The following is a 22,053-nucleotide window of genomic DNA, read 5'->3' on the forward strand; positions in this document are numbered from 1 at the left end:
ATGTGGGGCTTGGGGGCATGGTGGGGGCGAGCTTTAGCGGTCTGATTTTGCGCACTTTCTCGCATAAAGTGCTTTTAGGGGCGTTTATCTTAGTGACTCTGTACTCCTTTATACGCTTTGCTTTCAAATCTAAAAGTGTCCCCTTGGCACAAGAGCCCTTGATATTAGGGCGCAAACAAAAAACACTTCTGCTAGGCATTGGCGCGCTCACAGGGGTGTTTGCGATCAGTTTGGGGATTGGAGGGGGGGTTTTAATGGTGCCTTTATTGGCGTACTATCTTAAAATTCCCGCCAAACAAAGCGTGCCTTTGGGGCTGTTTTTTGTGATCTTCTCTTCAATCAGCGGGGTCATTTCTCTAGCGCACCACTCTTTATTAGATTTGCATGATTTGCAATGGGGTTTGATGGTGGGGCTTGGGAGTGTGGGGGGGGTGATTTTGGGGGTGAAACTCGTACCCTTAGTGGGTGCTCTATGGCACAGACGCGCGCTTTTAGGTGTCTATGCCTGTGCCATTGCAGTCTCCATTTATAAATGGCTGTGAAGTGCCCAAATGTGTTAAGACTTTGGGCTTCCTTGTCCGATGTTGCCCGTAGGGAACAAACGCATCGCGTTTGCCAAGTGGGATTTCTGCCAAAGAGTTTTAAACCATGCTCTCTAGTTTCTTTAGGCGCAAGTTGCATAGCATGCTAGTGATTGACATACTCCCAATAACTAAGCTAGGGGCTTTACGGCGCGGTTGGTAAATTTAGCAGGTAAGCGCAGAGTTATACCTCAATTTTCAATGCTTGTAGCATATAACCCTCGCATTTTTGCTATACTGCAGTCTTTTAGGGGTGTGCATGCAAACTTATGGATTAAATTACTGGGGTAGAGAAGATTTTCTTATCGATGAAGGGTTGGTCAAGATCAACGCTGGATGTCAGCCCAGCTTGATGGACATTGTGCTCGACATGCGTGAACAGGGCTTTAAAGGTCCTTTACTTTTACGCTTTCCCCATCTTATTGGCAAGCAGGTTAAAAAACTCTTTGACATGTTCTCGCATGCGATTAGTCAATACCACTACAGCGGGGCTTTTAAAGCGGTTTTTCCTCTCAAGGTCAATCACATGCCTCATTTTGTTCTACCCTTAGTAGAAATTTCTAAGCAATTCAGGGGATGTTATGGTTTGGAGGCGGGGAGCAAGGCAGAATTGATTTTGGCGATGAGTTATGTGCAAGAGGGCGCACCCATTACCGTGAATGGCTTTAAAGATAAGGAAATGATTGAGTTAGGTTTTATCGCTGCAAGCATGGGGGCAGATATTACTTTGACTATTGAAGGGCTTAACGAACTCAAGACTATCTTAGAAGTGGCGCGCGAACGCGAGATTGTGAGTAGTAGACTCTGTCCCAAAATAGGGATTCGCGTACGTTTGCACAGCTCTGGGGTAGGCATGTGGGCAAAGAGTACGGGCATCCATGCCAAATTTGGCTTAGCGAGCACAGAACTTCTAGAAGCCATGCGTCTTTTAGAAGATCATGCTCTGCTTGCTCAATTGCGCATGATTCACTTTCACATTGGTAGCCAAATTAGCGATATCACCCCCCTTAAAAAAGCCCTCAAAGAAGCGGGCAATATTTATGCTGAATTGCGCAAAATGGGGGCGTTTAATTTAGATAGTGTGAATATTGGGGGAGGGTTAGCCATTGAGTATGCCCAACACAAGCAACAATGTGAGCGCAATTACACTCTTGAAGAATTTGCCGGAGATGTGGTGTTTTTGCTTAAAGAAATCGTCAAAAATAAACAAGAATTAGAACCTAATATTTTCATCGAATCGGGGCGTTTTATCAGTGCCACGCATGCCGTTTTAGTCGCCCCTGTGCTCGAACTCTTTTCTCAAGATTACGATGAGAGTATTTTACACCTCAAAGAACATAACCCCCCCTTAGTGGCGGAAATGGAAGATCTCTATCATAATATCAATGCTAAAAACGCCATTGAGTACCTGCATGACAGCCTAGAACACATGGAATCTCTCTTTACTCTCTTTGATTTGGGCTATATTGATTTACAGGATCGCAGTAATGCAGAGGTGCTAGGGCATCTCATTATCAAAAAAGCCATCGGATTTTTGAGTCATAAGGATCACAACGACATTATTCGTATCCAAGAACAGGTACAAGAACGCTACTTGCTCAATTGCTCCTTTTTTCAAAGCTTGCCCGATTATTGGGGCTTAAAGCAGAGTTTCCCAGTCATGCCCTTGCACAAGTTAGAAAACGCACCCACACGCAGCGCGAGCTTATGGGACATCACTTGCGATAGCGATGGGGAAATTAGTTTTAATAAGAACAAACCCCTCTTTTTGCATGATGTGAATGTGCGTGATGAGGAATATTTTTTAGGGTTTTTTCTAGTGGGAGCCTATCAAGAGGTGCTAGGCATGCGCCATAATCTCTTCACGCACCCTACAGAGTGTTGTGTCTATGTCCATGACACAGACAGCAAAAAACCCTATCATATTGAAAATATTATAGAGGCTCAGACGATTTTAGACGCGCTAGAGGATTTGGATTACGACACCAAAGAGATCGAACGACTCCTAAAGCAAAAGATCGAAGAGAGCACGCTTTTGGATCTTGATGGCAAAAAGGAAGTGCTGGGGCGCTTGTATGTAATGCTAAGTGAAAATGGCTATTTACGCACATTAGCTTTACAGGATTGAAGCATCTTGTAGCCAGAAGCTAGGGGACTGGAATGTGCCCATCTGGCAAGCCTTACAGCCCCCACTTCAAAAGTCGAGTCTAAAACTTCCAACTCTCAAGTTATTGTTTGAAAGCGTTTTTAAGAGGATTGAAGGGGGCATTGGGATGTGTTTTTTCTGCAGGCAACCTAGTTGCCCCTTTAGGGATATGAGATAAAATTTCCTTGATAGTTTTTTGACGGATTCCAACTTTGCCCACAACTTCCCTAAGCGCATTAGGAACAAAGTTGCCACTTTCCGTAACATGGGCTACAAAGACCTTGCGCCCTTCCTGCTTGGCGTATTCTAAAGGGGGAACCATATCTGTATCCTTGCTAAAAAGTAAAATTTTATCCGCCCAATCCTTACAACTAACCTTGACCACATCAGCAGCTAAATAGGTATCGGCTTGTTTTTGCTTTAATCTAGGCTTGATAGTTGGCATTTTGACACTCTTATTAATTTCTTTGACATATTCCTCGTTAAGCCGCTCCTCAAATTCTACTTTAAGTTTCACTTGACGCACTTCGAAAAACCCTGATAAGCGCATTTCTTGGTTAAAGATCTTGGTAATGTCAGATTTGCGCCTAGCCTCTTTGTACTCCTCTGGATTTTCTTGCTTGTAGCGCTCCAATTTATAACCATCCATACTATGATCTAAGATCTGTCCCTCCCATTCCTTTAAAGGTGTGGACACATATAAGAAAATTTTATCATCCATCAACACCTCATCTTTTTCCATAAAAGCCCTAAAGAATGCATGTAGATGGTCATGATTGTTAAAATTAAAAAACCGCTCCCCAAATTCTTTATGATGGCGTTGGATCGTCTCTAACTCAATCCGCAAATTTTCCCAATCCACAAAAATTGCCAATTTTTCCATCAAGCCTCTTCTATTTACGCCTCAAATCTTGCCACCACTGCTTTACTTTTTCGACAACATTTTTGTAAGGCTCGCTCTCATAACCAAAACTTTCGTGTAGCTTAAGTAAGAGCTCCCTTTGTTTTTCATTAAGTTGTTCGGGATACACAATTTTAATCACAGCAATCAAGTCCCCACGACGCGCACCATTGACATCCTTTACCCCTTGATTCTTAAACACAAATTGCGCACGATTAGCGGTATTGGGGGGGATTTGAAGTTCTAAATCCTGTTTGAGCGCAGGCACTATAATTTTACTTCCCAAAGGAATCGATGTGAAAAAGACCGGAACCTCGATAAAAAGATGCGCTCCCTTGCGTATAAAATGTTCATCTTCCCCCACAGCCGCTTCTAGGTACAAGTCCCCACGCATTCCTGATTTATATTCATTGCCCCGTTGCGCTATACGAATCCGATTCCCTTCATCGATACCTTCCGGAACTTCTAGGCTGAACTCTTCATGCTTCCATGCAAACCCCTCGCCTTTACAGGACGTGCACGCCTCAGTAGCAATCTGCCCACTACCATGACACCTAGAACAGACGCTCGTTAGCGTCATGAAACCTTGTTGTACAAAAGTCTGCCCTTTGCCCTTGCACACAGCGCAAGTACTAAGCTTGCCCTGTTTAGCACCGCTTCCTGAACAATCTTGACATAACACCTTGTAACGGTTTTTCATGGTTTTTTTGCATCCAAAAACCGCCTCTTTAAAACTCAACTCTAGAGGGGACAATAAGTCCTTAGGAATCTTGTTGCGGGATTCCTGCTTGCTAAAGCCAAAAGCGCTTCCAAAAATAGAATCTTCTCCAAAGAAACTTGAAAAAATATCTCCCAAATCACTAAATCCAGCTCCCCCCATGCGTCCCTCTAAACCTGCCTTACCATACCGATCGTAAATTTGGCGCTTTTCATCATCGCTTAAAACGCCATAGGCCTCGTTAATTTCTTTAAATTTTTCCTCTGCTTCTTTATCGCCAAGGTTGCGATCGGGATGATACTTTAGAGCAAGTTTCTTATACGCCTTTTTTAGGGCTTCTTTATCTGCTCCTTTATCGACACCTAAGACTTCGTAATATTCCACAACAACCCTTCGCTACTTTTCTAGAGGTGCATTTTAGCCTAAAACCACTAAGCTTCTTGTTAATTAGCCTCGTGTATCTAGCAAACTTTCCTCAAAGTCAAATAAAGGTTCAATGGAGTTAGTGGCAGTGGCAATATGCACATTTTCAAAACCCCTTAACTTGTGCTGATGTGCTTGTAAGAGCGTTCTTACACTTTCATACGCAACATTCAAATACAACTCTAATCCCGGGTCATGGAAAATAATGCTCCCTTGTAGAGGGCCTAAATGCGGGTAAAGCGCGTAAAAATCCAGCCGTTGTTGTTTGGCTTTTTTAGGTTTAAACTGCAAGAGCGCCTCTTTATGGTTATCCCTAATTACAAAACTTGCTACCTGATGTTGCAAAGAGAGCAAGAGGTTACCCAAGAGCAAAAAATCTTGTTTAGTTGTGGCATGTGTAAGGTGTTGGATCAGCGTCTCTTTGTACCCCTTAAAATCTTCTTGGGATAAAAGCGTGGGCAAGTCCTTAATTTCAAGTGTCAGGGGCGCATTTTTGAGTTGTGCGACAATTTTAGGCTGAGGGGTTAGATTAGAGAGCATGATCGCCCCTACAGAACTTTTTTGCATTAATGCCCAATAATTCTGCCCAACAATTAGGGGTTTTTGGCTTTTGGTCTCCACAATTTGATTACCTAGTTGTAACAGATATTTTTGTGCCCCCTTCTTCTCAAGCACTTTAAGCAATAGGGGCAGTGTCGCATTAAAGTGTTGTGGGTTGTCTTTGAGCAAATTTTGCAGTTGCTGTAAACTTAAAAGCGCGCTAATGGGGTTAAGCACCGCTTAGCACCTCTTGCACAAAGTCCAAAATCTCAAAACTCAAGCGGAGTTTGTCGGTGCGCGCGCTGTGGCGACACGCCCGCGCGCTCAAAAAGTACATCTGGTTTTCTAGCGCCCCAAAGGGGCTTTGCTCTAAGGTATTCAGACACACCACAGCGCACCCCTTCCCCCCCTCCTGCACACTCTCTAAGAGTTTTTGGGCGTTGTGCAAGCCTTGATCTAGATTTTCTTCTGCCTTGAAGGCGACTTTATAATACCCCTGCAGGGCGCATAAAATGTCTACATTTTGCACACACTCCAAAGACCAGCGCGCGCCTAGCGCGTGTTTCTTGAGTTTGCCCGCATGGGTTTGAGCGGGTTTATAATCGCTAATGGCAGCGAGCATGAATAAAAAAGGGGGATTTTGGAGGTTTTGCCTAGCTTGCAAGGCTTTTAAATATTCTTGCGCGCTTTTAAGGGCGATGGATTCTATACTAGCGGGCAAGGCTAGGGGAAAGACGCTAGAAATCAAGCGCACCCGCGCGCCCTTGAAGTAAAGCACCAAAGCTAGCGCGCTAGCCTGCAAGCCGCTAGAATGATTGGAGATACAACGCACCGCATCAATATTCTCCACACTCCCCCCCCCTGTAACCACCGCTTCCTTGTCCTGCCAAAAGGGCGTGCGCTCCAACGCGCGCACCCCTGCACACACGATCTCTAAAACTTGCGCCATCGCGCCCTTGCCTGTGGTGTTGCACGCGAGCAAATCCACCCTAGGTTCTACAATCTCACAGCCCAAAGCCTTTAGACGCTTTAAGTTCTCTTGAGTGGGGGGGGCTAGCCACATCTGGGTATTCATGCTAGGGGCTAGAATTTTGGGCGCGCAGCTGGCTAGAAATGTGCTACACAGCACATTGTCTGCCAAGCCACAGGCAAGTTTAGCTAAGGTGTTCACACTAGCCGGGGCGACCACCACCAAATCCGCCCATGTGGCGTAGCTGATGTGATTTGCACACAGCCCCTCTTGCAAATTCCAACGCTCACTGCTGGGCGTGAGCACGCTTGCCTGACTCAACGCTTCAAAACTCAAAGGCTGGACAAATTGGCATGCGCCCGCGCTCATCACCACGCGCACTTGCGCGCCCATTTTCATAAAAGCGCGCACCAAGTCCAAAGACTTATAGACCGCAATAGACCCGCTCACCAATAATAAAATCCGTTTGCCCTGTAGGGGTGTGGTGGCATAAAGCCAATCTAAAGTCTCAAGCATGGCGATCCAAGCCTGCGATCATGTTTAAAAGAGTGGGCGCGTCTAGTTTGTCTGGATTGTCTAGGCTATTGTAGCTAAAGCCCTCAGATACCTCCACCCCACATTCCCCTAATAGGGTTTTGCGATAATCTATAGGGGTTTGAAAGGAGATGGCCGGCTCTAAAATGTAGAAATGCGCAAATTCTAGGGCTTTGTCATCAGAGCTAATCATCACTTCGTGCAATTTCTCCCCGGGGCGCACCCCTATAATCTCTAAGGGCAAGTGGGGGGCAAGGGCTTTAGCCAACTGCACAATCTCCATGCTAGGGATTTTGGGCACGAAGATCTCCCCCCCGTGCATGCGCTCCAAACTCTTGAGCACGAAATCCACCCCCTTTTCTAGGGTGATCCAAAAACGGGTCATGCGCGTGTCGGTGATGGGGATACTCTGCGCGCCCTGTGCCACAAGCGATTTAAAAAAAGGCACCACACTCCCCCTACTCCCCACGACATTCCCATAACGCACCACGCTAAATTTTGTGCGCGCCTTGCCCTTCATGTTGTTAGCGCTAGTAAAGAGTTTGTCGCTGCAGAGTTTGGTCGCGCCATAGAGGTTGATCGGGTTGCTCGCTTTATCCGTGCTCAAAGCAATGACATGCCCTACTTGCGCCTGTAAGCACGCCTCAATCACATAGCTCCCGCCTAGGATATTGGTTTTGATGCACTCTAGGGGGTTGTATTCGGCAATGGGGACATGTTTGAGCGCAGCGGCATGGATACAGACATCTACCCCCTGCATCGCCGCGCAGAGTCGATCTTTATCGCGCACATCGCCTAGAAAAAAGCGCATTCTAGGGTCGTTATAGCGTTGCGCCATTTGGTATTGTTTGAGCTCATCACGGCTATAGATGATCACTTTTTTAGGGTTGTGCGCACACAAAAGCGCGCGCGTGCACGCCTTCCCAAAACTCCCCGTGCCCCCGGTGATGAGCACGCTTTTATGATCCAAAAACCCCATTTATTTCCTTTTGTTACAGAATGAACTGCCCCTCCCTAAAGGGAGGAGCTTCTTAACTAACAGAAACTGGCGTTTCTGAACTCGAAAGGCTTTGCCGTTTATAGTCCGCAAGGCTAATTCCTAACCCAAGAGACTTTAATCCTAGTCTTAAGATATTCTTAGCAGTATTGACATCTCTATGCTCTGTGTATCTACACACAGGACAGCAATACTGACTTAGCTTAGGTTGGTGGTTGATATTTCCGTAATGATGACTTATCCATTGTGGAGGAGAGAAACGCGCCATGTCTCTTTTTATAAAAAGTTTGCCATTACGCTGTTGCTTGTATTCTAAGAATTTAGTAATTTGATAGAATAAAATGTCGAGAATAGACCTATTCAAGTCACTCTTTTATTTCATAATCGCTTATGAGTAATTATGCTATGTGGAAATGTTGTGTTTTGTATATTTTTATCCTCACATTCTTGTTTCGCCTTTACCGAAAAATTTTCAAAGATAGTCTTTAATTCATCTTTTGAAATCTTATTTTCCGCAACGTCTAATACAACTTTTTCTAATTTTTCCTCTAAATCATCTGGAATTTTTCCTTCATTAATCAAAAATAGATGCATACAAAGACGAATAGCCGTTCTTTTGTTGCCATCTGGAAATGGATAAGATTTGACACATGAAAAGAAAAGATGCGCTATTTTGCTTTCAAATGTTGGACAATGATCGTCATTTTTAATATGTTCAATATGTTCAAGCGCGCTTTCAAGGTAACCTAAATTGGTAGGATTAACCCCTTTTAATCCTCCGGTTAATTCCAACATCTCATCGTGCATATCAACGGCTTCATCAATACTAATGTGAATCAAGCTATTTGTCTGCCAATCTTTTATAGACCGCTAAAATATCTGGGTTTTCAAGTCTTTTGCGGTATGCCATGCGGGCTTCCTGTACAACTTTTGCGCGCTTTTCCTCGTCCATTTCCATTTGTTTTTCATGTAATGGCTGTTTCATTTCGACTTGTGTATATTTTAAACTTGGCATACACTTATCTCCAAAATATTTCGGTCATTGTATCATGCATAATGTTAATATTGGTCTATGGCAAAGCTTATTGATATCTTTGTAGCCAAGTATAGGTGCAAAGCGTTCACTAAAGAAGTGATAAACTTTCTATGAGAAGCCTTTAAAAAAGTGTGCGAAGACTTTGAAAGCGAGTTAGTGGAGTTTGATGAAGAACTTGTGGTCTCCTGGCTGTTTTGCCGGAAGCTGTGGAGGCGCTCTCTTGGAGTTGACTAAACGCATATCCAAAAACAAGAAACCCCTGCTTAAGCATTTTTGGTAGAAATCTCACTCAGCAAACGCGCCGCATTTGTTTTAGTAGGTGGCTGTTCGCATTGTTTTAGTTGCTAACTACTTAGCTTAGATGTTTAATCTTTGTCCTGAAGGACGGAATTTTACACACTGGGAAGTGATGCGTGAGATGTTCGCATAAGTCCCATTATGTTACCAAAAGATACTTTCGTGTTTGAGAGAACTCTCTTGGCAACTCAAGACCTCTAGGGTTTCTTTTTAACACTATCTGCTCAAATGTGAATTATAGAAACATTTAAAGATCATCTTATGATTCTGAAACATGGAGTTTAAGCGGGCAGTTTTCGCAAAAATACCCACATTTGTTACGAAATGTGAGTATATATGTTTCTTATGGTAACATAATAATTATTTTAAGGATTTTATTTACCATATCCGCTACAATCCGATTTTTTTTTGCTACATTACGCATACCCAAAGTATTACCAAAGGAAACTAAAGGATGCTTCGGGGAATGCAACCAACCGGTTGACACTCGGAAAACGGAGGTCTTTCATGGGGAAACTTAAGCTTTATCAAGGCTTGTCTATATGCTTATGTGTGTCTTTGAGTCCTTTGGCAGGTGATGATATTCGCAATGGATTTTTCTTCGGGGCTGGTTTTGGGGCTAAAAACGAGGTCCTTTCTGCTTATCAAGATGCTCCAGCGTTTCAAAATGTAGCAGGTAAGCCTGCTAGCGGTCTCTTCTCCAAATATGCGGATTTGTTAGAAATGGTTCAGCATTCCAATGTTACGTCTTTACAGGCTGCGCTTAATAAGGATTTGCAAGCGTTGGTCGCGGCTTTGGATGCCCTTAATACGGAAGTGGCGAAGGTAGGGGTTGATGGTAAGTCTCTCAAAGGTTTGGCTTCGGTGGATGTTGGCAAAAACACCGGCAAGTGTGATGAGTTGCAGGCGAGAATTGAAGCAGAGATTCAAGCCCTCGGAGCTATGGCGGATGTAACAGGAACAACAGAAACAGCCAAGGCGAATCAGGAAGTTATTAAGCAGTATTCTGACACCTTGAAGTTGTTAGCAGGGTTTGAAAAAGATCTTATGAACGAAGTCCAGAGCTATAACCAACAGCTCGCTTCGAGCAACAAGGCATACCAGCAGGCGCAGAGTGTTTATCAGAAAGAAAAACAAGAGTACGATAAGGGTGTCGCAAAATATATGACCGTACGGAACGATCTGGTTAATCATCTTAAGGGCATCCCTGCACGTCATGCCAGTGTTGATAGTGCTGTTCAGATCTATCGCGATCTGAACGCACTGGTGAATGCAGATCCTCATTATAGGGGGGGTAAGCCAAAAGTGGGTTACTATATGGCTATGAATGAGGGGGCTTCTAAGGTTATCAAGGTAGGTGGCTTGGGGGGGGCTGTCGATAAACATAGTTTTGGGGAGGCTTTCTCAGGCCTGTTGGCTGGACTGCATGTTAGTAAGGATCTGCATGATTTAGACCTGTTGAAGCTTGTTGCCTGTGAAACTTGGTATGTAGATCAGCTTAGGGAGATACAAAAGCTAAAAGATGCGAATAGGGTCGCATACCTAAAAGGGCAACTTTCTGATGCGTATAACACTGATTCCAATATTATCCAGCAGGTTCACACAGGGGATGACTATAGGAGGGTGATCCCCACTGCCGACTCTGTGTTTAAAGCTCCCACCGCTCCCGATGACAAATTTAGCTTTCACTATCAAAATTATGCTACTAGCATCAAAGATGCTGATACCATGGCTACTATCAAGGCTGTAGCAGGCATGCCCACTCAACAGAGCGCTCCAAGCGCTGTTCATGCCAGCTTGGGCAGTTTTGTAGATACCATCAATGGAGCTTCTAAGTTTTACTCCAATGTGGGCTACAACGCAAATGTGATCACGGGTTACCAACACTTCTTTAGTCGTCGCTTAGGTTTTTCTCTACAGGCGAGTGCAGGGTATGAATGGATACAAAGCCCTCTTTTCCAAAAATCCCCTCTCTTTAATCGCATGCAGGGAGCACGCGTAGCTTTGGGAGGGGATCTGCTCTATGATTTCAAAGCCCCGGCAACCCAAAGCGGTCTTTATTGCGGACTATTTGCAGGGCTATTTGGCACTAACAGCCACTATTTTCTGACCACTAAAGCCCTCCAAACCTATTGGAAGTACTCTTTTAATGTCCATTGGAATGCTGGGCTCAGGTTTCAGCTTGGAAGCAATATTGTGAAGTTGGGTGTGAGCAGTCCTTTGATTCCTAGAGTGATCAATTTACAAGCAGGGTCTACCCATTTCCTCGTTCATGAGACTTTCCACAACTTCAATTTTTACGCTTCCTACACGGTCCTATTTGGGCACTCGTGAATTGTCCATGCCCGGCCCTGGCTGGGCAGAGTAAGATCTAAACAGCTCTAGTAGCCATGCAGATTATCTTTTCTAGCAACAATGCCAAAAAACTTCAGGAAGTGCAGTCGATTCTGAGCGGTTTTAATGTGAAGAGTTACCGTGCGTTCTTAGATACGATAGACATTGTAGAAAATGGCGTAACTTTCGAAGAGAACGCGCATTTGAAGGCGCATAGCATTTACAAGCTTTTAGAAGGAATAGAGGGAGATTATTGCGTCCTTGCTGATGATAGTGGGATTTGTGTAGATGCACTGAATGCCATGCCCGGTATTTATAGCGCGCGCTTTGCTTCTATACAAGAGGGGGCTCAAGAGATTCTGCAGGGATGCTTTGCCATTCCTCAAAAAGAATGTAGTGATACGCTCAATAACCTCAAGCTTTTAGCTTGTTTGGAAGAGTTGGGGATTACACAGTCAAGCGCTTCTTTTGTATGTGTTATTGCCATGCATGCTAGAGTGAAAGGGGTATTGCAACAAAGAACTTTTAGGGGGGAGTGCGAGGGTAAGGTCTTTAAAGCGCCCCTTAATCCCCAAGCCTTTGGCTACGATCCCCTCTTTATCCCAAAAGGTTACACCTTGAGTATGGATCATATCCAAGAGAAAAACTCGATTTCGCACCGCTTTTTAGCCCTACAGCAATGTAAGGATTTCTTGGAGTCTCTTGGAACTGCAAACATCCCCTAAAACCGAAACATAGAAAGCCGCTATGCCATCAAGGTTTGCATGTTCTGCATTGTGTGGCCCGCTACGGACACTCGCATCAGCCTCACAAAAGCCCCAAGCTTGCGGACTTGTAGAACGATAGCGCGGCCACTACATACTCTTAGGTACTTGTACATCGTCATAATCAATGGCTTCTTCAAAGACCTTTTTAACCCCATGCATAATTTGCTGGATGGTGCTGGTGTCTAACACCTCAATGTCATCTAGTAATTGCTGTAGGCGCGTAGCATTATAGCTACTAACACGCACAAGCATGAACACCTCTTTATTATTAGGGTTGATATACTCGCCCAACTGCACTTCTCTGTCTAGACTTGCCGCGATAGCTTGGGTGATTTCTTTAAAAATCTCGCTATCATAAGCCTTCTGTTCGGCGTTTTGGGCAGCCGTATAAATTCCCTTGATTTTGTCAGCGATATGAATCGCCACACGAAAACGAGCACGCTCTCTAGCAATTTTTTCGGAACGCTCCACTTGGTTATCGATGACATGAGAGCTGTCAATTCCTTGAGTTACATACATGCTCCGATCTTGGACCATCCACATGGGCATGTTTTGTAAAAAAACTTGTTTTTTATGCTTGGGCGCGCACGCCCCTAGTGCAAATACGAGCACCAGCGCTAGGGTGGTGGTTTTCAATGCCATGACACGCCCACCTTCCTTTAAGCTAAAGAGCCCTTAACCTCATTGACCCATGCTTCAATGCGCCCATCGGTTAGATCGTCTTGGTTATCTTCATCAAGAACTAGTCCAACAAATTTCCCTCCCTCTACAGATTTAGAAGACTCAAAGGTGTAGCCATCTGTAGAAGTGAAGCCCACAACTTTACCTGCTTTGGCTTTTTCATAGAGATGGAAAATCCCTTCTGCAAAGGTTTCAGAATAGGTGTCTTGATCACCAAGTCCTACTAGGGCGATTGTTTTATTGGCAAAATCCGTTTCGCTCAGAGTGCCTAAAAAATCTTCCCAATCGCTTTGTAGATCCCCGGCCCCCGCTGTAGGAGCAACCAAAACCACTGAGCTAAAGCTGTCAAAATCTGCTTTAGAAGCTTTAGCCACATCAAATACTTTAGCTCCGCCCAATTTCTCAGAAAGCTTATTGCTAATCGTTTCAGAATTCCCGCTGTCTGTGCCATAAAAAATCCCAACTGCCATACATATCCTTTAACAAAATTTAGCATCGAGTGCTGTATTCATTGTAGCCAAGTTTAACGAAAATATCAAGCCCCGCCTAGCGCCCTCCGCGCTCCTTTGTGAAATCGTGATGGGTCTGAGCATCACTTTCTAAAGCCACTTCATCAAAGATTTTTTTCACACCCAGCATGATTTGCTTAATCGTTTCCGTGTCTAGAGTATCGATTCCCAATAGGCCTTTTTCTAAGCGCTCAGCGCTATAACTATTGACTCGCACGAGCATGAATACCTCGTGATTGTTAGGGTTGATATACTCACCTAACTGCGCCTCTTTATCTAAGCTTGTTGCGATGGCTCGGGTAACTTCTTTGAAAACATCATCGTCATAGGGTTTATGCTTGGCATTCTGGGTAGCAGTAAAAACATCCTTGATCTTATTGGCGATGTGGATCGCCACGCGGAATTTTGCACGTTCTCTAGCAATCCCTTCAGAGCGCTCCACCTGCCCATTGATCACATGGGAACTATCGATTCCTTGAGTAACATACATGCTCCGATCTTGAATCATCCAGCTGGGCATGTCTTTCAAAAAAGCCTGTTTTTTAGGGGTGGGGGTGCACGCCCCTAGCATGAGCGCGCCTATTAGCGTTAAAGCGATACGCCTAGACATGATTTTCCTTTAAGTTTGATGAGGGATTGTAGCGTATTTTAAGACGCACATCAATAACAATTAGCCGAAAGCTTGAAGGGGTTTTTGCGGTAGGGGTAATTGTCAATGCTCCAATTAAAGGTGTGTTCTTGCTGGCGCGCTAAGGAGGCATTGAAGGTTTTAATATAAGTTTTAGCAAAAAGCCAGTGGGAGAGGATTTCTTGTAATTTATTATGAAAGGGGTCGAGCACATCCAAGCGCAAGACGCATTTTTTTATATCCAATCTTCCCTCATTCTTGATCTTAACCTGTGCAATAAAAGCGTTTGTATAAACGAGTGCAGCGGCGTGCTCGATGGTAGTTTGTATCTTAAAAAATTGTTCTTCTGTAGCGTAGCGCACCCCAAAGGGCGCACCAAAGAGCGCCACAAAAGAGAGTATATAACACAGCGCAGAGACAACGCCTCTAAAGATGATTCCCATAGAAAAGAAGATCATAAACAGCACATAATGTCCTCCAAAAACCCAAAGGGCTAGGGGGCTTGTCTGCTCCCAAAAGCGTTGTAGGGTTTCAAGAATATGCTGTAAGATTGGATGCATTAGGCACTATTTATGTTGCTCTTGCACAGCTAAAGCTTTGGGCTTGCTCTTGGTGTCTAGCCAAATATTGGGCACAGCCCCCCCGGGGGTGAGTAAGATTTGGGCATTTTGGTTGGCTTTAAGCGCTTCGTTGAATTGCCCCTGTACTTCAATTTGGCGCAAGTTCAATAATTTATCCGTAAGGCTTTGGGCGATGCTCAGATTGGCTGCAGATTTGGCTTTAGCTTCAATCACAATCGCATCCGCCACCCCTTGGGCTTTAATGCGATTCGCGTCCGCCTCCCCCTTGGCTAACGCGGCGAGCTTTTGGGCTTCTTGCTTGGCGCGCTCCACCTCGTATTTCACCCGCTCGGATTCTTGACGGGCAATCTGTACCTTTTCGATCTGCTCTTTGATCTTGGGGGGTAGAACAATCTCGCGCAATTGAATCGAGCTCAAATGCACGGGGGCGTTGGGGAGTTTAGACACTTCTTTATTGATATCGGTGTTGATGAGCGCGGCGATCTCATTGCGCTTGATGGGCAAATCTTCTGCCGGGTAACGCCCCACCACCGAGCGCACCACATCGCGCACCACCGGGTTGATGATCTTTTGCTCCCAACTCAAACCATAAGTGGCGATGGTTTGGGGGGTGGTTTGGGCGTTCAAGCGGTATTGCACGGTGAGCTCAATAGAGACCGTCAAGCCCCTAGAGTCCATCACATTGATCGCATCGTTTCTAAAAATACCCTGATTCTTGCCCACAATGCCCATGTCTTCAGTGCGGGAGAAATTGATGGTGCGCACCCGCGTGTCGATCACCAAAATATCCTGCACGATGGGGATGAAAAAGTGAATACCCGGTTGCAAGGGTAGGGGATCGTATTTCCCGGCGGTAACTTTGATCCCAATCTCCCCGGATTGGATCACCATGAAAGGCTTTGCCAAGATCAACAACACCAACACGATCAAAATGATAACAAAGCCGGTAAATTTTTTAGATTGTAAAAAATTAGGGGGCAGAGTGGGTTTAAAAGGAGGGGGCTTATTGGGTTGATCGGAGTTCTTGGGGGCTTCTGGGCGGGGGTTGGATTGTTTGTTTTTGAGATGCTCGTTGAGATCAATGGGCATGGCTATCCTTGCGCGCTCAGGCTTAAAATAGAGAGTGTATCCATTCTGTTACCTTTGTCTGTAACCCTGTCGTGGGTGTTTAGGGGTTTTAGAAGGGGCTCTAGAGCTTTTATAGGGTTTTTTAGGGGGGGTCCGCTCTAAAGCCTGTGAATCCAAAGAGATTTTTTGGCTTTTGAATTGCAAACTCAAGAGTTTTAAGGTGAGTTGAGCGCTCTCAAATTGCTCCATGAGTCGCTCATACAAACTCACCACTTCTTCATCCACCTCCACTTTGGAGAGCGCGCGCACAAGGCGATCTTCATCCATGTTAGGGATTTCATACAACTCAATGCTAGAGCCGATCTCTTTTTGCATGCGCAAGAGCTCTTTATATTCTAGGGGGGTTACTAAAGTGATGGCAATGCCCTTTTTGCCCGCGCGCCCGGTGCGCCCGATACGATGGATATAACTCTCCGTGTTCAAGGGCAAATGGTAGTTAAAAACATGGCTGACATCGCTAATGTCTAACCCGCGGCTGACTACATCGGTCGCTACCAGTACATCAGCGCGTTTGGATTTAAAGGCTTTGATGGATTCTTGGCGCGCGCGCTGTTCCATATCCCCATGTAGGGGTGTGGTCTTATAACCCCTCTCCACTAAAAACTGGTGCAATTCGTCCACTTCGCGTTTCATGCGCATAAAGATAATGCTCTTGTGGTGGTTTTCCTTATCGAGCAAGCGCATGATCGCCTCGTTGCGTTCGTGTTCGTTGATCACATAGAAGCGTTGTGAGATGTCGGTATTGGTTACATGGCTGGGCGCGATGTGGATAAAGGCAGGGTCTTGCAAAATTTTAGTCGCAAGCTCTTTAATGGGGGGGGGCATGGTGGCTGAAAAGAGCAAAATTTGCGCCTCTTGGGGCAGATAGTCAAAGATCTCTTCAATATCGTCTAAAAAGCCCATGTCTAGCATTTCATCGCTTTCATCTAGCACAACCACTTTAGGGGCAAAGTTCTTCAAGCGCTTGTGTTTGAGATGATCCAAGAGTCGCCCGGGAGTGGCGATCATCACTTGGGGTTTTCTCTCTAAAAGCTCGCATTGCTTGCGGATACTCTGCCCCCCATAAACGCAAATGGTACGGGTGCGCGAATTCTTGCCCAAGCGGAAAATTTCATCGCTAATTTGCATCGCCAATTCGCGCGTGGGGGTGATGATGAGTGCTTCTATGCTTTGATCGTTTTTGAGATTGTGGATGATGGGCAGCGCGAAAGCGGCGGTTTTACCCGTGCCCGTTTGGGCTTGGGCGATCACATCTTTGCCTTGCAAAATCACCGGAATAGCTTTTTCTTGAATGGGGCTAGGTTGCACAAAGCCCGCATCGGCGATGGATTTTAAAATCTTAGGGTGCAAGCCCAAATCTTTAAAACTCACAGAAGGGCTTTCTGGTATGCTAGAATTTTCTACGCTCTGTGTTGGCATGGGTATTAGGTAACCTTTTTACTGGGGTTGAATTGGGGATAATCCTAAAGCAATTCACGCTATTATATCAGAAAAATCTTAGGATCGCCCATGCTAGAGGATACCCTCTTGTCTGTTTTTGATCAAACCCCCTTGATCGCCTCTTTTTTAGCCGGTCTTTTAGCGTTCTTGAGCCCTTGCGTTCTGCCCCTCATTCCCGCCTATCTTTCTTACATCAGCCAAACCTCCCTAGAAGAGATCAAGAGCGCGCGCGCCAATCGCTTTAGCGTGTTGCTCAAAGCGGGATTGTTTGTGCTAGGTTTTGGGATCGTCTTTTGGCTCTTGGGCGCGTCTATGGCGCGCATTCTGCATAATTTTTTTGGGAATATATGGGTGCGCGTGGCGGCTGGGGGGGTGGTGATGCTCTTTGGCTTGCATTTCTTAGGGGTTTTGCGTTGGAATTTTCTCTATCGCTCTAAGGGGCTTCATTTCAATATCGCGTCTGAAAACGCCTTTTTGCGCCATCTTCTGCCCGTCGTGCTAGGCATGGGTTTTGCTTTGGGTTGGACTCCTTGTATTGGACCTATCTTTACTAGCATTGTGCTTTTGAGTGGGAGCGAACAGGTTTATGGCTTAACGCTTTTGGGGGTGTTTATTGCCGGGTTTGGGCTTCCGTGGCTGCTTGTGGCTTTTGCGTTGGATAAGGCATTAAATTTGCTCAAAAGTGTTAAACGCCACATGCGCGCCATTGAGATGGGCGCGGGGGCAATTTTATTGCTCATGGGTGTTTTAATTATGAGTGGCAAGATCGAATCGCTGAGCGCGTGGTTGAGTTAAGGATGCTGTGTGTTCTTGAAAAATGCTAGGTTAGCGGGGGGGGCTTGTGTGTGCGTACGCGTGCTAAAGGGTTTGGTTGCAGAAATAGGCGCGTCTTTGAAACCCCATGCCCATGAAGAAGTGTTGGATTGTGAGTTCAAAACATTATTGCCCAGCGCTATAGATTTAGGGGTGTTTTTGCACAATTTAAACAGACCCACCTATGCGCATTTGAAAGCGCAGGCGTATAAGGGGGGGGTGGGTTCTTTAATGGGTGTGCCCCTAGCCCCGCTCTACTCTCTTAAAGAAGCGGACATGGAGCCTCTAGAATTTGCCCAAGAGTATAGCGACACCGCTTTTAGCCCTCTAGATTATGGCGCAGCCCGGGAGGCGATCGCCTGTGGGGATGTGATCTGCTTGCACCCTTTAGGGAGCGATCAACGCTTGCAAGACCTCGCCCTTTTGCGCGCCATGCTCCCTGCCTCTATTCAGGCATGCCTGTATCTTTACAATTTAGAGGGGCAGAAGCTTTTACCCGTGCTGGATTACGCGCGCATGCTCTCTTTGAAATTAGTGTGTGGCGTGCGGGGCTATGAGGGGCGTTTTAGCATGGGGATCATGGATCAAACCCCCCTAGCGTATGCTCTAGGATTGCCCAGTGTGAGCCCGCTCATTCAAGTCAAAGAGGTGGGTAAGGTCGCTGGGTTAGCCTTGCACACCCAACTAGATGTACTCTTAGATAGTGTGGTAGAACCAGATGCCTTTAAAATCATCACCGCGACAAGGGCTTTAGGCGCGCCCCTATGGGTGCAAACCCCCTTGCACCATTTGATTTTAGAGGAGAGCATTTACCAGCATTACGACCCGCGCACCAAGATTCTCCCCCCCCTAAAAGACAAGGAGAAACAAGCGCATTTGCGCGCGTTGTTGGCTCAAGAAATTGACATGCTCACCAGCCTACACTACACCCACCCTTTAAGTCTGCATATTTTTGAAGACGCGCCCTTTGGCATGCAGAGCATTGAGGCTTTTTTCCCTCTGGCTTATACGCACCTAGTGGCAAGCGGGTGTATCAGTTTGCAACGATTAATAGAGCTCATCGCCACCAACCCCGCGCGCTTTTTGGGGCTCAACTGCGGCGCTTTGGAGGTGGGCAAAGAAGCGCGCTTAATGCTGGTGGATTTAAAGGGCAAAAGCCAAGTAGACAACCCAGCAAGCATTTACCACCAGCAGGTTTTAAAGGCACGCGTGGAGTGGATCATGCGCGCTGATGGGGTGGTGTATTTATGAAGGATAGCCCAGAGATCATCGCAGCAAGCACACTTGTTACATGTGATGCCTCCTTTACTATCCTAGAACATGGGGGGGTGGTGATCTTTAGAGGGCAGATTGTCAAGGTGGGTCCTTTGGCGCATTTGAAAAGCGCGTATCCGGGCGCGCCTGTGGCGTTTTACAAACATTGTTTGCTCATGCCCGCACTCATCAACGCCCATATCCATTTTGAATTTTCTAGCCACAAAGACACCTTCACTTATGGCAGTTTTGAAGCGTGGCTAAGCAGTGTGATCCAGCACAGAAACGCGGTGTTTCACAACGCTAAAAGGCATATCCACCACGCCATCCGTGCCCAGTTGCAAAGCGGGGTGGGCAGTGTGGGGGCGATTAGCAGTTATGGGCTAGAGCGCGAGATTTTGGCGCATTCTGCTTTAAGAGTGGTCTTTTTTGATGAACTCATCGGGAGCGCTCCCTATGCTTTAGAGCAAAATTTTAAGGATTTCCAAGAGCGCCACGCCCGGAGCTTAAAATACAAGAGTCCTAAATTCACCCCGGCCATTGCCATCCACTCCCCCTATTCGGTGCATAAAGAACTCGCCCAACGGGTGCTGGAGAGGGCAGATGCCCACACGCCCATTTCTACGCACTTTTTAGAATCGCATGCAGAATTGGAGTGGCTGGAGAGCGGGAGGGGATGGTTTGGGCGCTTTTTTCAAGAGAGTTTGGGGGTGGCAAACCCTGCACCCAGTTTTGAGGGGGTTGTAGACTTCTTAAACTTGTTTGCCCACAAACACCTATTGCTCGTACACGCCCTGTTTGCCCGCCCAGAGCATTTTAAGCACGCCCAACAAATCGCCACACAAACCCACATCATCACCTGCCCTAGGTCTAATCGCCTCTTGAGCGGGCATTTGTTAGAAGTGGCGCGTTTGCGCACTTTGGCTTTACCCTATGTCTTAGCCACCGATGGGAAGAGCTCTAATTTGGATGTCCATCTTTTAGAAGAATTGCGCCATGCCCTCTTTTCTTTACCCGGCCCCTTAGAGCACAACGCGCAAGATTTATTGCTGGCTTGCACCGCGCATGCTAGCAAGGCTTTGGGTTTGAATAATGGGGTTTTGCAAGAGGGCAAAGATGCGGATTTGGTACTTTTTAGCGCTAAAAAAGCCCACACCCCCCTAGACATTCTCTTAAGAATCCTCCAAGCCCAAAAGGCACGCGCGCTCTACATTCAAGGCAGGCGCGTCATCCCCGGTTCTTTAAGCAGTCGTCATTTCTAGCCCTTGAAGTTTTGCATCGTTTGCAATAACTCAACTCAAGAGTATCTTTAAAGGGAACATTTGACATACTTCTCAATAACTAAAGTGAGGAGATTCTAACTTTAGTGGAGATCGTGAATTCAGACAGGACAGCTCGCCTTGGGGTCTTATATTCCCTATTCCAAAGGGCAAAATTATTAGATACGAGTTAAAAGGAACATGATGGTAAAAATGATCCTCTTGGGGTTATGTCTTTTAAGTACTTTGCAATCTACGCAATATTTTTTTAAGGATTTTCGTTCCGATGATTTGGAACGCGCTATTCATTTGCATCGAAAACTTAAGAAAGAAATTCAAGCGTGTGTGCAACTTAATACATTGCCACACTATACCCCAACAGGTGAAAGAAAAGCCGATCTATGTAGTGCAGAGTTTAAGAGATCGGCCACTTTATCCTACGATTTGGCTTTAGGTTTTCTGACAAGTGGAAAAAAAGAATATGCAGAAAGGGCTCGAGAGATTTTAGAGAAATGGTCTCAAAGCCTTGAAATGGTTAGCTCAAAGGAGGCTGAAAATTTGATCAATTTCTATATGCCCTATATGAACATGGCTTACCTTTTTATCCGCTCAAAATTCGCTAGTCATATGTTTGAACGATTCTCTAGTAACATGTTAGCCTATGCGCGTTATAGCAAAGACAATAATATTGGGGCTTGGAGCGTGCTTTTTGGCGTGAGTACAGCGCTTGTTACCAACGATCGCGATCTGCTTTTAAGGATGGCGGATAAGTGGCAAAAATGGATTTTAAATGCCATTGATGAAAACGGCGTGATGGTAAAAGAGATTGTGCGTAGCAATACATCCAACTATAACGGCGGACCCACTAAGGGCATTAAAGGTATTGCCTATACACATTTTGCGCTTGAACCTATCAGTGTGGCCGGACAACTGCTTGCAGAGAATGGCTTTAATCTATGGCACAGCCGTGCAGCGCAAAAACTTTTTAAAGCCTACAATAAAACCGCAGAATGGGTGCTCAACCCTGAGACCTTTCCTTACTATCAACCAAACTTAGTAGGTGTCCACCATGATGCCTATTTTCTTTTACTAAACAAATATTCTAAGAGTTTAGCGGGACAACAGGCAATCAAACAAGACCATTTTGAGAGTGACCGTTTTAGATTGCAATTTAATCGTGATTTAATAAAAAATTAAATAAGAATCCTGCCCGGTTTTAAGCTTTTTTTAAGCTAATGGGACTGGGTTTCAAAATCAGCGTGGAATGACTTTTAGTTTCGAAGATGCCTACTAAAACTTCCGCGTTGAAAGCAAGACCTCGACACCCTCCCCCTAACTTTAGCTATAGCTATAGAGATTCTAGGATCATCAAGAATCTGCCCCTCTTAAGTGCGTCTTAACATCTCTCCTCCAAGAGTGGCTTCTCCCACCTATGAATATGAACATTGATACTTGCGTTTAATCTCTATCCCAAGAAAAGCCACAAGAGGGATAATTTAACGAGCACTATATGCTC

The 22,053-nt window shown here is 45.5% G+C and carries 22 protein-coding genes and 1 pseudogene; 9 read left to right on the forward strand and 14 right to left on the reverse strand.

The window, feature by feature from the left end; all coding sequences use genetic code 11:
* Together C6G87_RS00960 and speA are read left to right on the forward strand one after the other, a co-directional pair.
* On the forward strand, positions 1 to 542 hold a 542-nt coding region (locus tag C6G87_RS00960), incomplete at its 5' end, for a sulfite exporter TauE/SafE family protein (RefSeq protein ID WP_104751684.1).
* A gap of 298 nt (positions 543 to 840) precedes the next feature.
* On the forward strand, positions 841 to 2,709 hold the full coding sequence (speA, locus tag C6G87_RS00965; protein ID WP_104751685.1) for an arginine decarboxylase: 1,869 nt from the start codon (positions 841 to 843) through the stop codon (positions 2,707 to 2,709).
* Positions 2,710 to 2,809: 100 nt separating this feature from the next.
* Here the strand turns inward: speA and C6G87_RS00970 are convergent, their stop codons facing one another.
* The 8 genes from C6G87_RS00970 to C6G87_RS08455 form a co-directional block, all read right to left on the reverse strand.
* The gene (locus tag C6G87_RS00970) at positions 2,810 to 3,610 is read right to left on the reverse strand and encodes an NYN domain-containing protein (RefSeq protein WP_104751686.1); all 801 of its coding nucleotides are present in this window, start codon (positions 3,608 to 3,610) and stop codon (positions 2,810 to 2,812) included.
* 10 nt (positions 3,611 to 3,620) lie between these two features.
* Entirely contained in the window at positions 3,621 to 4,730 is a 1,110-nt protein-coding gene (dnaJ, locus tag C6G87_RS00975) for a molecular chaperone DnaJ (protein ID WP_104751687.1), read from the reverse strand.
* A gap of 63 nt (positions 4,731 to 4,793) precedes the next feature.
* Entirely contained in the window at positions 4,794 to 5,546 is a 753-nt protein-coding gene (locus C6G87_RS00980; RefSeq protein WP_104751688.1) for a hypothetical protein, read from the reverse strand.
* Positions 5,539 to 6,795 (reverse strand): bifunctional phosphopantothenoylcysteine decarboxylase/phosphopantothenate--cysteine ligase CoaBC, encoded by a 1,257-nt coding sequence (coaBC, locus tag C6G87_RS00985; RefSeq protein WP_104751689.1) that lies wholly within the window; start codon positions 6,793 to 6,795, stop codon positions 5,539 to 5,541. The genes C6G87_RS00980 and coaBC overlap by 8 nt, the downstream gene beginning before the upstream one ends.
* Positions 6,788 to 7,792, reverse strand: a complete 1,005-nt coding sequence (gene pseB, locus C6G87_RS00990; RefSeq protein WP_104751690.1) for a UDP-N-acetylglucosamine 4,6-dehydratase (inverting) — start codon at positions 7,790 to 7,792, stop codon at positions 6,788 to 6,790. Before pseB ends, coaBC begins: the two co-directional genes overlap by 8 nt.
* A gap of 52 nt (positions 7,793 to 7,844) precedes the next feature.
* Entirely contained in the window at positions 7,845 to 8,174 is a 330-nt protein-coding gene (locus tag C6G87_RS00995) for a zinc ribbon domain-containing protein (protein ID WP_104751691.1), read from the reverse strand.
* A gap of 14 nt (positions 8,175 to 8,188) precedes the next feature.
* Positions 8,189 to 8,650 (reverse strand): type II toxin-antitoxin system death-on-curing family toxin, encoded by a 462-nt coding sequence (locus C6G87_RS01000; protein ID WP_104751692.1) that lies wholly within the window; start codon positions 8,648 to 8,650, stop codon positions 8,189 to 8,191.
* A 1-nt stretch (position 8,651) separates the two neighbouring features.
* A complete protein-coding gene (locus C6G87_RS08455; protein WP_233708940.1) occupies positions 8,652 to 8,825 on the reverse strand; it encodes a hypothetical protein in 174 nt (57 codons plus the stop codon).
* 75 nt (positions 8,826 to 8,900) lie between these two features.
* Here C6G87_RS08455 and C6G87_RS08595 point away from each other — a divergent pair.
* From C6G87_RS08595 to C6G87_RS01015, 3 genes and pseudogenes are all read left to right on the forward strand, one after another.
* Positions 8,901 to 9,113, forward strand: a pseudogene (locus tag C6G87_RS08595) (transposase); the annotation flags it as partial.
* A 537-nt stretch (positions 9,114 to 9,650) separates the two neighbouring features.
* Positions 9,651 to 11,477, forward strand: a complete 1,827-nt coding sequence (locus C6G87_RS01010) for a hypothetical protein (protein ID WP_104751693.1) — start codon at positions 9,651 to 9,653, stop codon at positions 11,475 to 11,477.
* Positions 11,478 to 11,533: 56 nt separating this feature from the next.
* The gene (locus C6G87_RS01015) at positions 11,534 to 12,202 is read left to right on the forward strand and encodes a non-canonical purine NTP pyrophosphatase (protein ID WP_104751694.1); all 669 of its coding nucleotides are present in this window, start codon (positions 11,534 to 11,536) and stop codon (positions 12,200 to 12,202) included.
* A 129-nt stretch (positions 12,203 to 12,331) separates the two neighbouring features.
* On the opposite strand, the gene C6G87_RS01020 is transcribed toward C6G87_RS01015, so the two are convergent.
* From C6G87_RS01020 to C6G87_RS01045, 6 genes are all read right to left on the reverse strand, one after another.
* Positions 12,332 to 12,886, reverse strand: coding sequence for a hypothetical protein (locus tag C6G87_RS01020; protein WP_104751695.1), 555 nt, complete (start codon positions 12,884 to 12,886; stop codon positions 12,332 to 12,334).
* 17 nt (positions 12,887 to 12,903) lie between these two features.
* The gene (locus C6G87_RS01025; protein WP_104751696.1) at positions 12,904 to 13,395 is read right to left on the reverse strand and encodes a flavodoxin; all 492 of its coding nucleotides are present in this window, start codon (positions 13,393 to 13,395) and stop codon (positions 12,904 to 12,906) included.
* Between the two features lie 76 nt (positions 13,396 to 13,471).
* Entirely contained in the window at positions 13,472 to 14,044 is a 573-nt protein-coding gene (locus C6G87_RS01030; protein ID WP_104751697.1) for a hypothetical protein, read from the reverse strand.
* Positions 14,045 to 14,094: 50 nt separating this feature from the next.
* Positions 14,095 to 14,622 carry a DUF2393 family protein gene (locus tag C6G87_RS01035; protein WP_104751698.1) on the reverse strand — a complete coding sequence of 176 codons (528 nt, stop codon included), beginning with the start codon at positions 14,620 to 14,622 and terminating at the stop codon, positions 14,095 to 14,097.
* A gap of 6 nt (positions 14,623 to 14,628) precedes the next feature.
* Complete coding sequence (locus C6G87_RS01040; RefSeq protein WP_104751699.1) at positions 14,629 to 15,732, reverse strand: SPFH domain-containing protein; 1,104 nt, start codon at positions 15,730 to 15,732, stop codon at positions 14,629 to 14,631.
* Between the two features lie 48 nt (positions 15,733 to 15,780).
* Positions 15,781 to 17,190, reverse strand: coding sequence for a DEAD/DEAH box helicase (locus C6G87_RS01045; RefSeq protein ID WP_104751700.1), 1,410 nt, complete (start codon positions 17,188 to 17,190; stop codon positions 15,781 to 15,783).
* 90 nt (positions 17,191 to 17,280) lie between these two features.
* Here C6G87_RS01045 and C6G87_RS01050 point away from each other — a divergent pair, with 90 nt between their 5' ends.
* The 4 genes from C6G87_RS01050 (at position 17,281) to C6G87_RS01065 (ending at position 21,734) form a co-directional block, all read left to right on the forward strand.
* A complete protein-coding gene (locus C6G87_RS01050) occupies positions 17,281 to 18,006 on the forward strand; it encodes a cytochrome c biogenesis protein CcdA (protein ID WP_104751701.1) in 726 nt (241 codons plus the stop codon).
* A 9-nt stretch (positions 18,007 to 18,015) separates the two neighbouring features.
* The gene (locus C6G87_RS01055; RefSeq protein WP_104751702.1) at positions 18,016 to 19,275 is read left to right on the forward strand and encodes an amidohydrolase family protein; all 1,260 of its coding nucleotides are present in this window, start codon (positions 18,016 to 18,018) and stop codon (positions 19,273 to 19,275) included.
* Positions 19,272 to 20,540, forward strand: coding sequence for an aminofutalosine deaminase family hydrolase (gene mqnF / locus C6G87_RS01060; RefSeq protein WP_104751703.1), 1,269 nt, complete (start codon positions 19,272 to 19,274; stop codon positions 20,538 to 20,540). The genes C6G87_RS01055 and mqnF overlap by 4 nt, the downstream gene beginning before the upstream one ends.
* Before the next feature lie 201 nt (positions 20,541 to 20,741).
* A complete protein-coding gene (locus C6G87_RS01065) occupies positions 20,742 to 21,734 on the forward strand; it encodes an alginate lyase family protein (protein ID WP_104751704.1) in 993 nt (330 codons plus the stop codon).
* Positions 21,735 to 22,053 lie beyond the last annotated feature (319 nt).

Source organism: Helicobacter baculiformis (assembly GCF_900197685.1).
GTDB lineage: Bacteria > Campylobacterota > Campylobacteria > Campylobacterales > Helicobacteraceae > Helicobacter > Helicobacter baculiformis.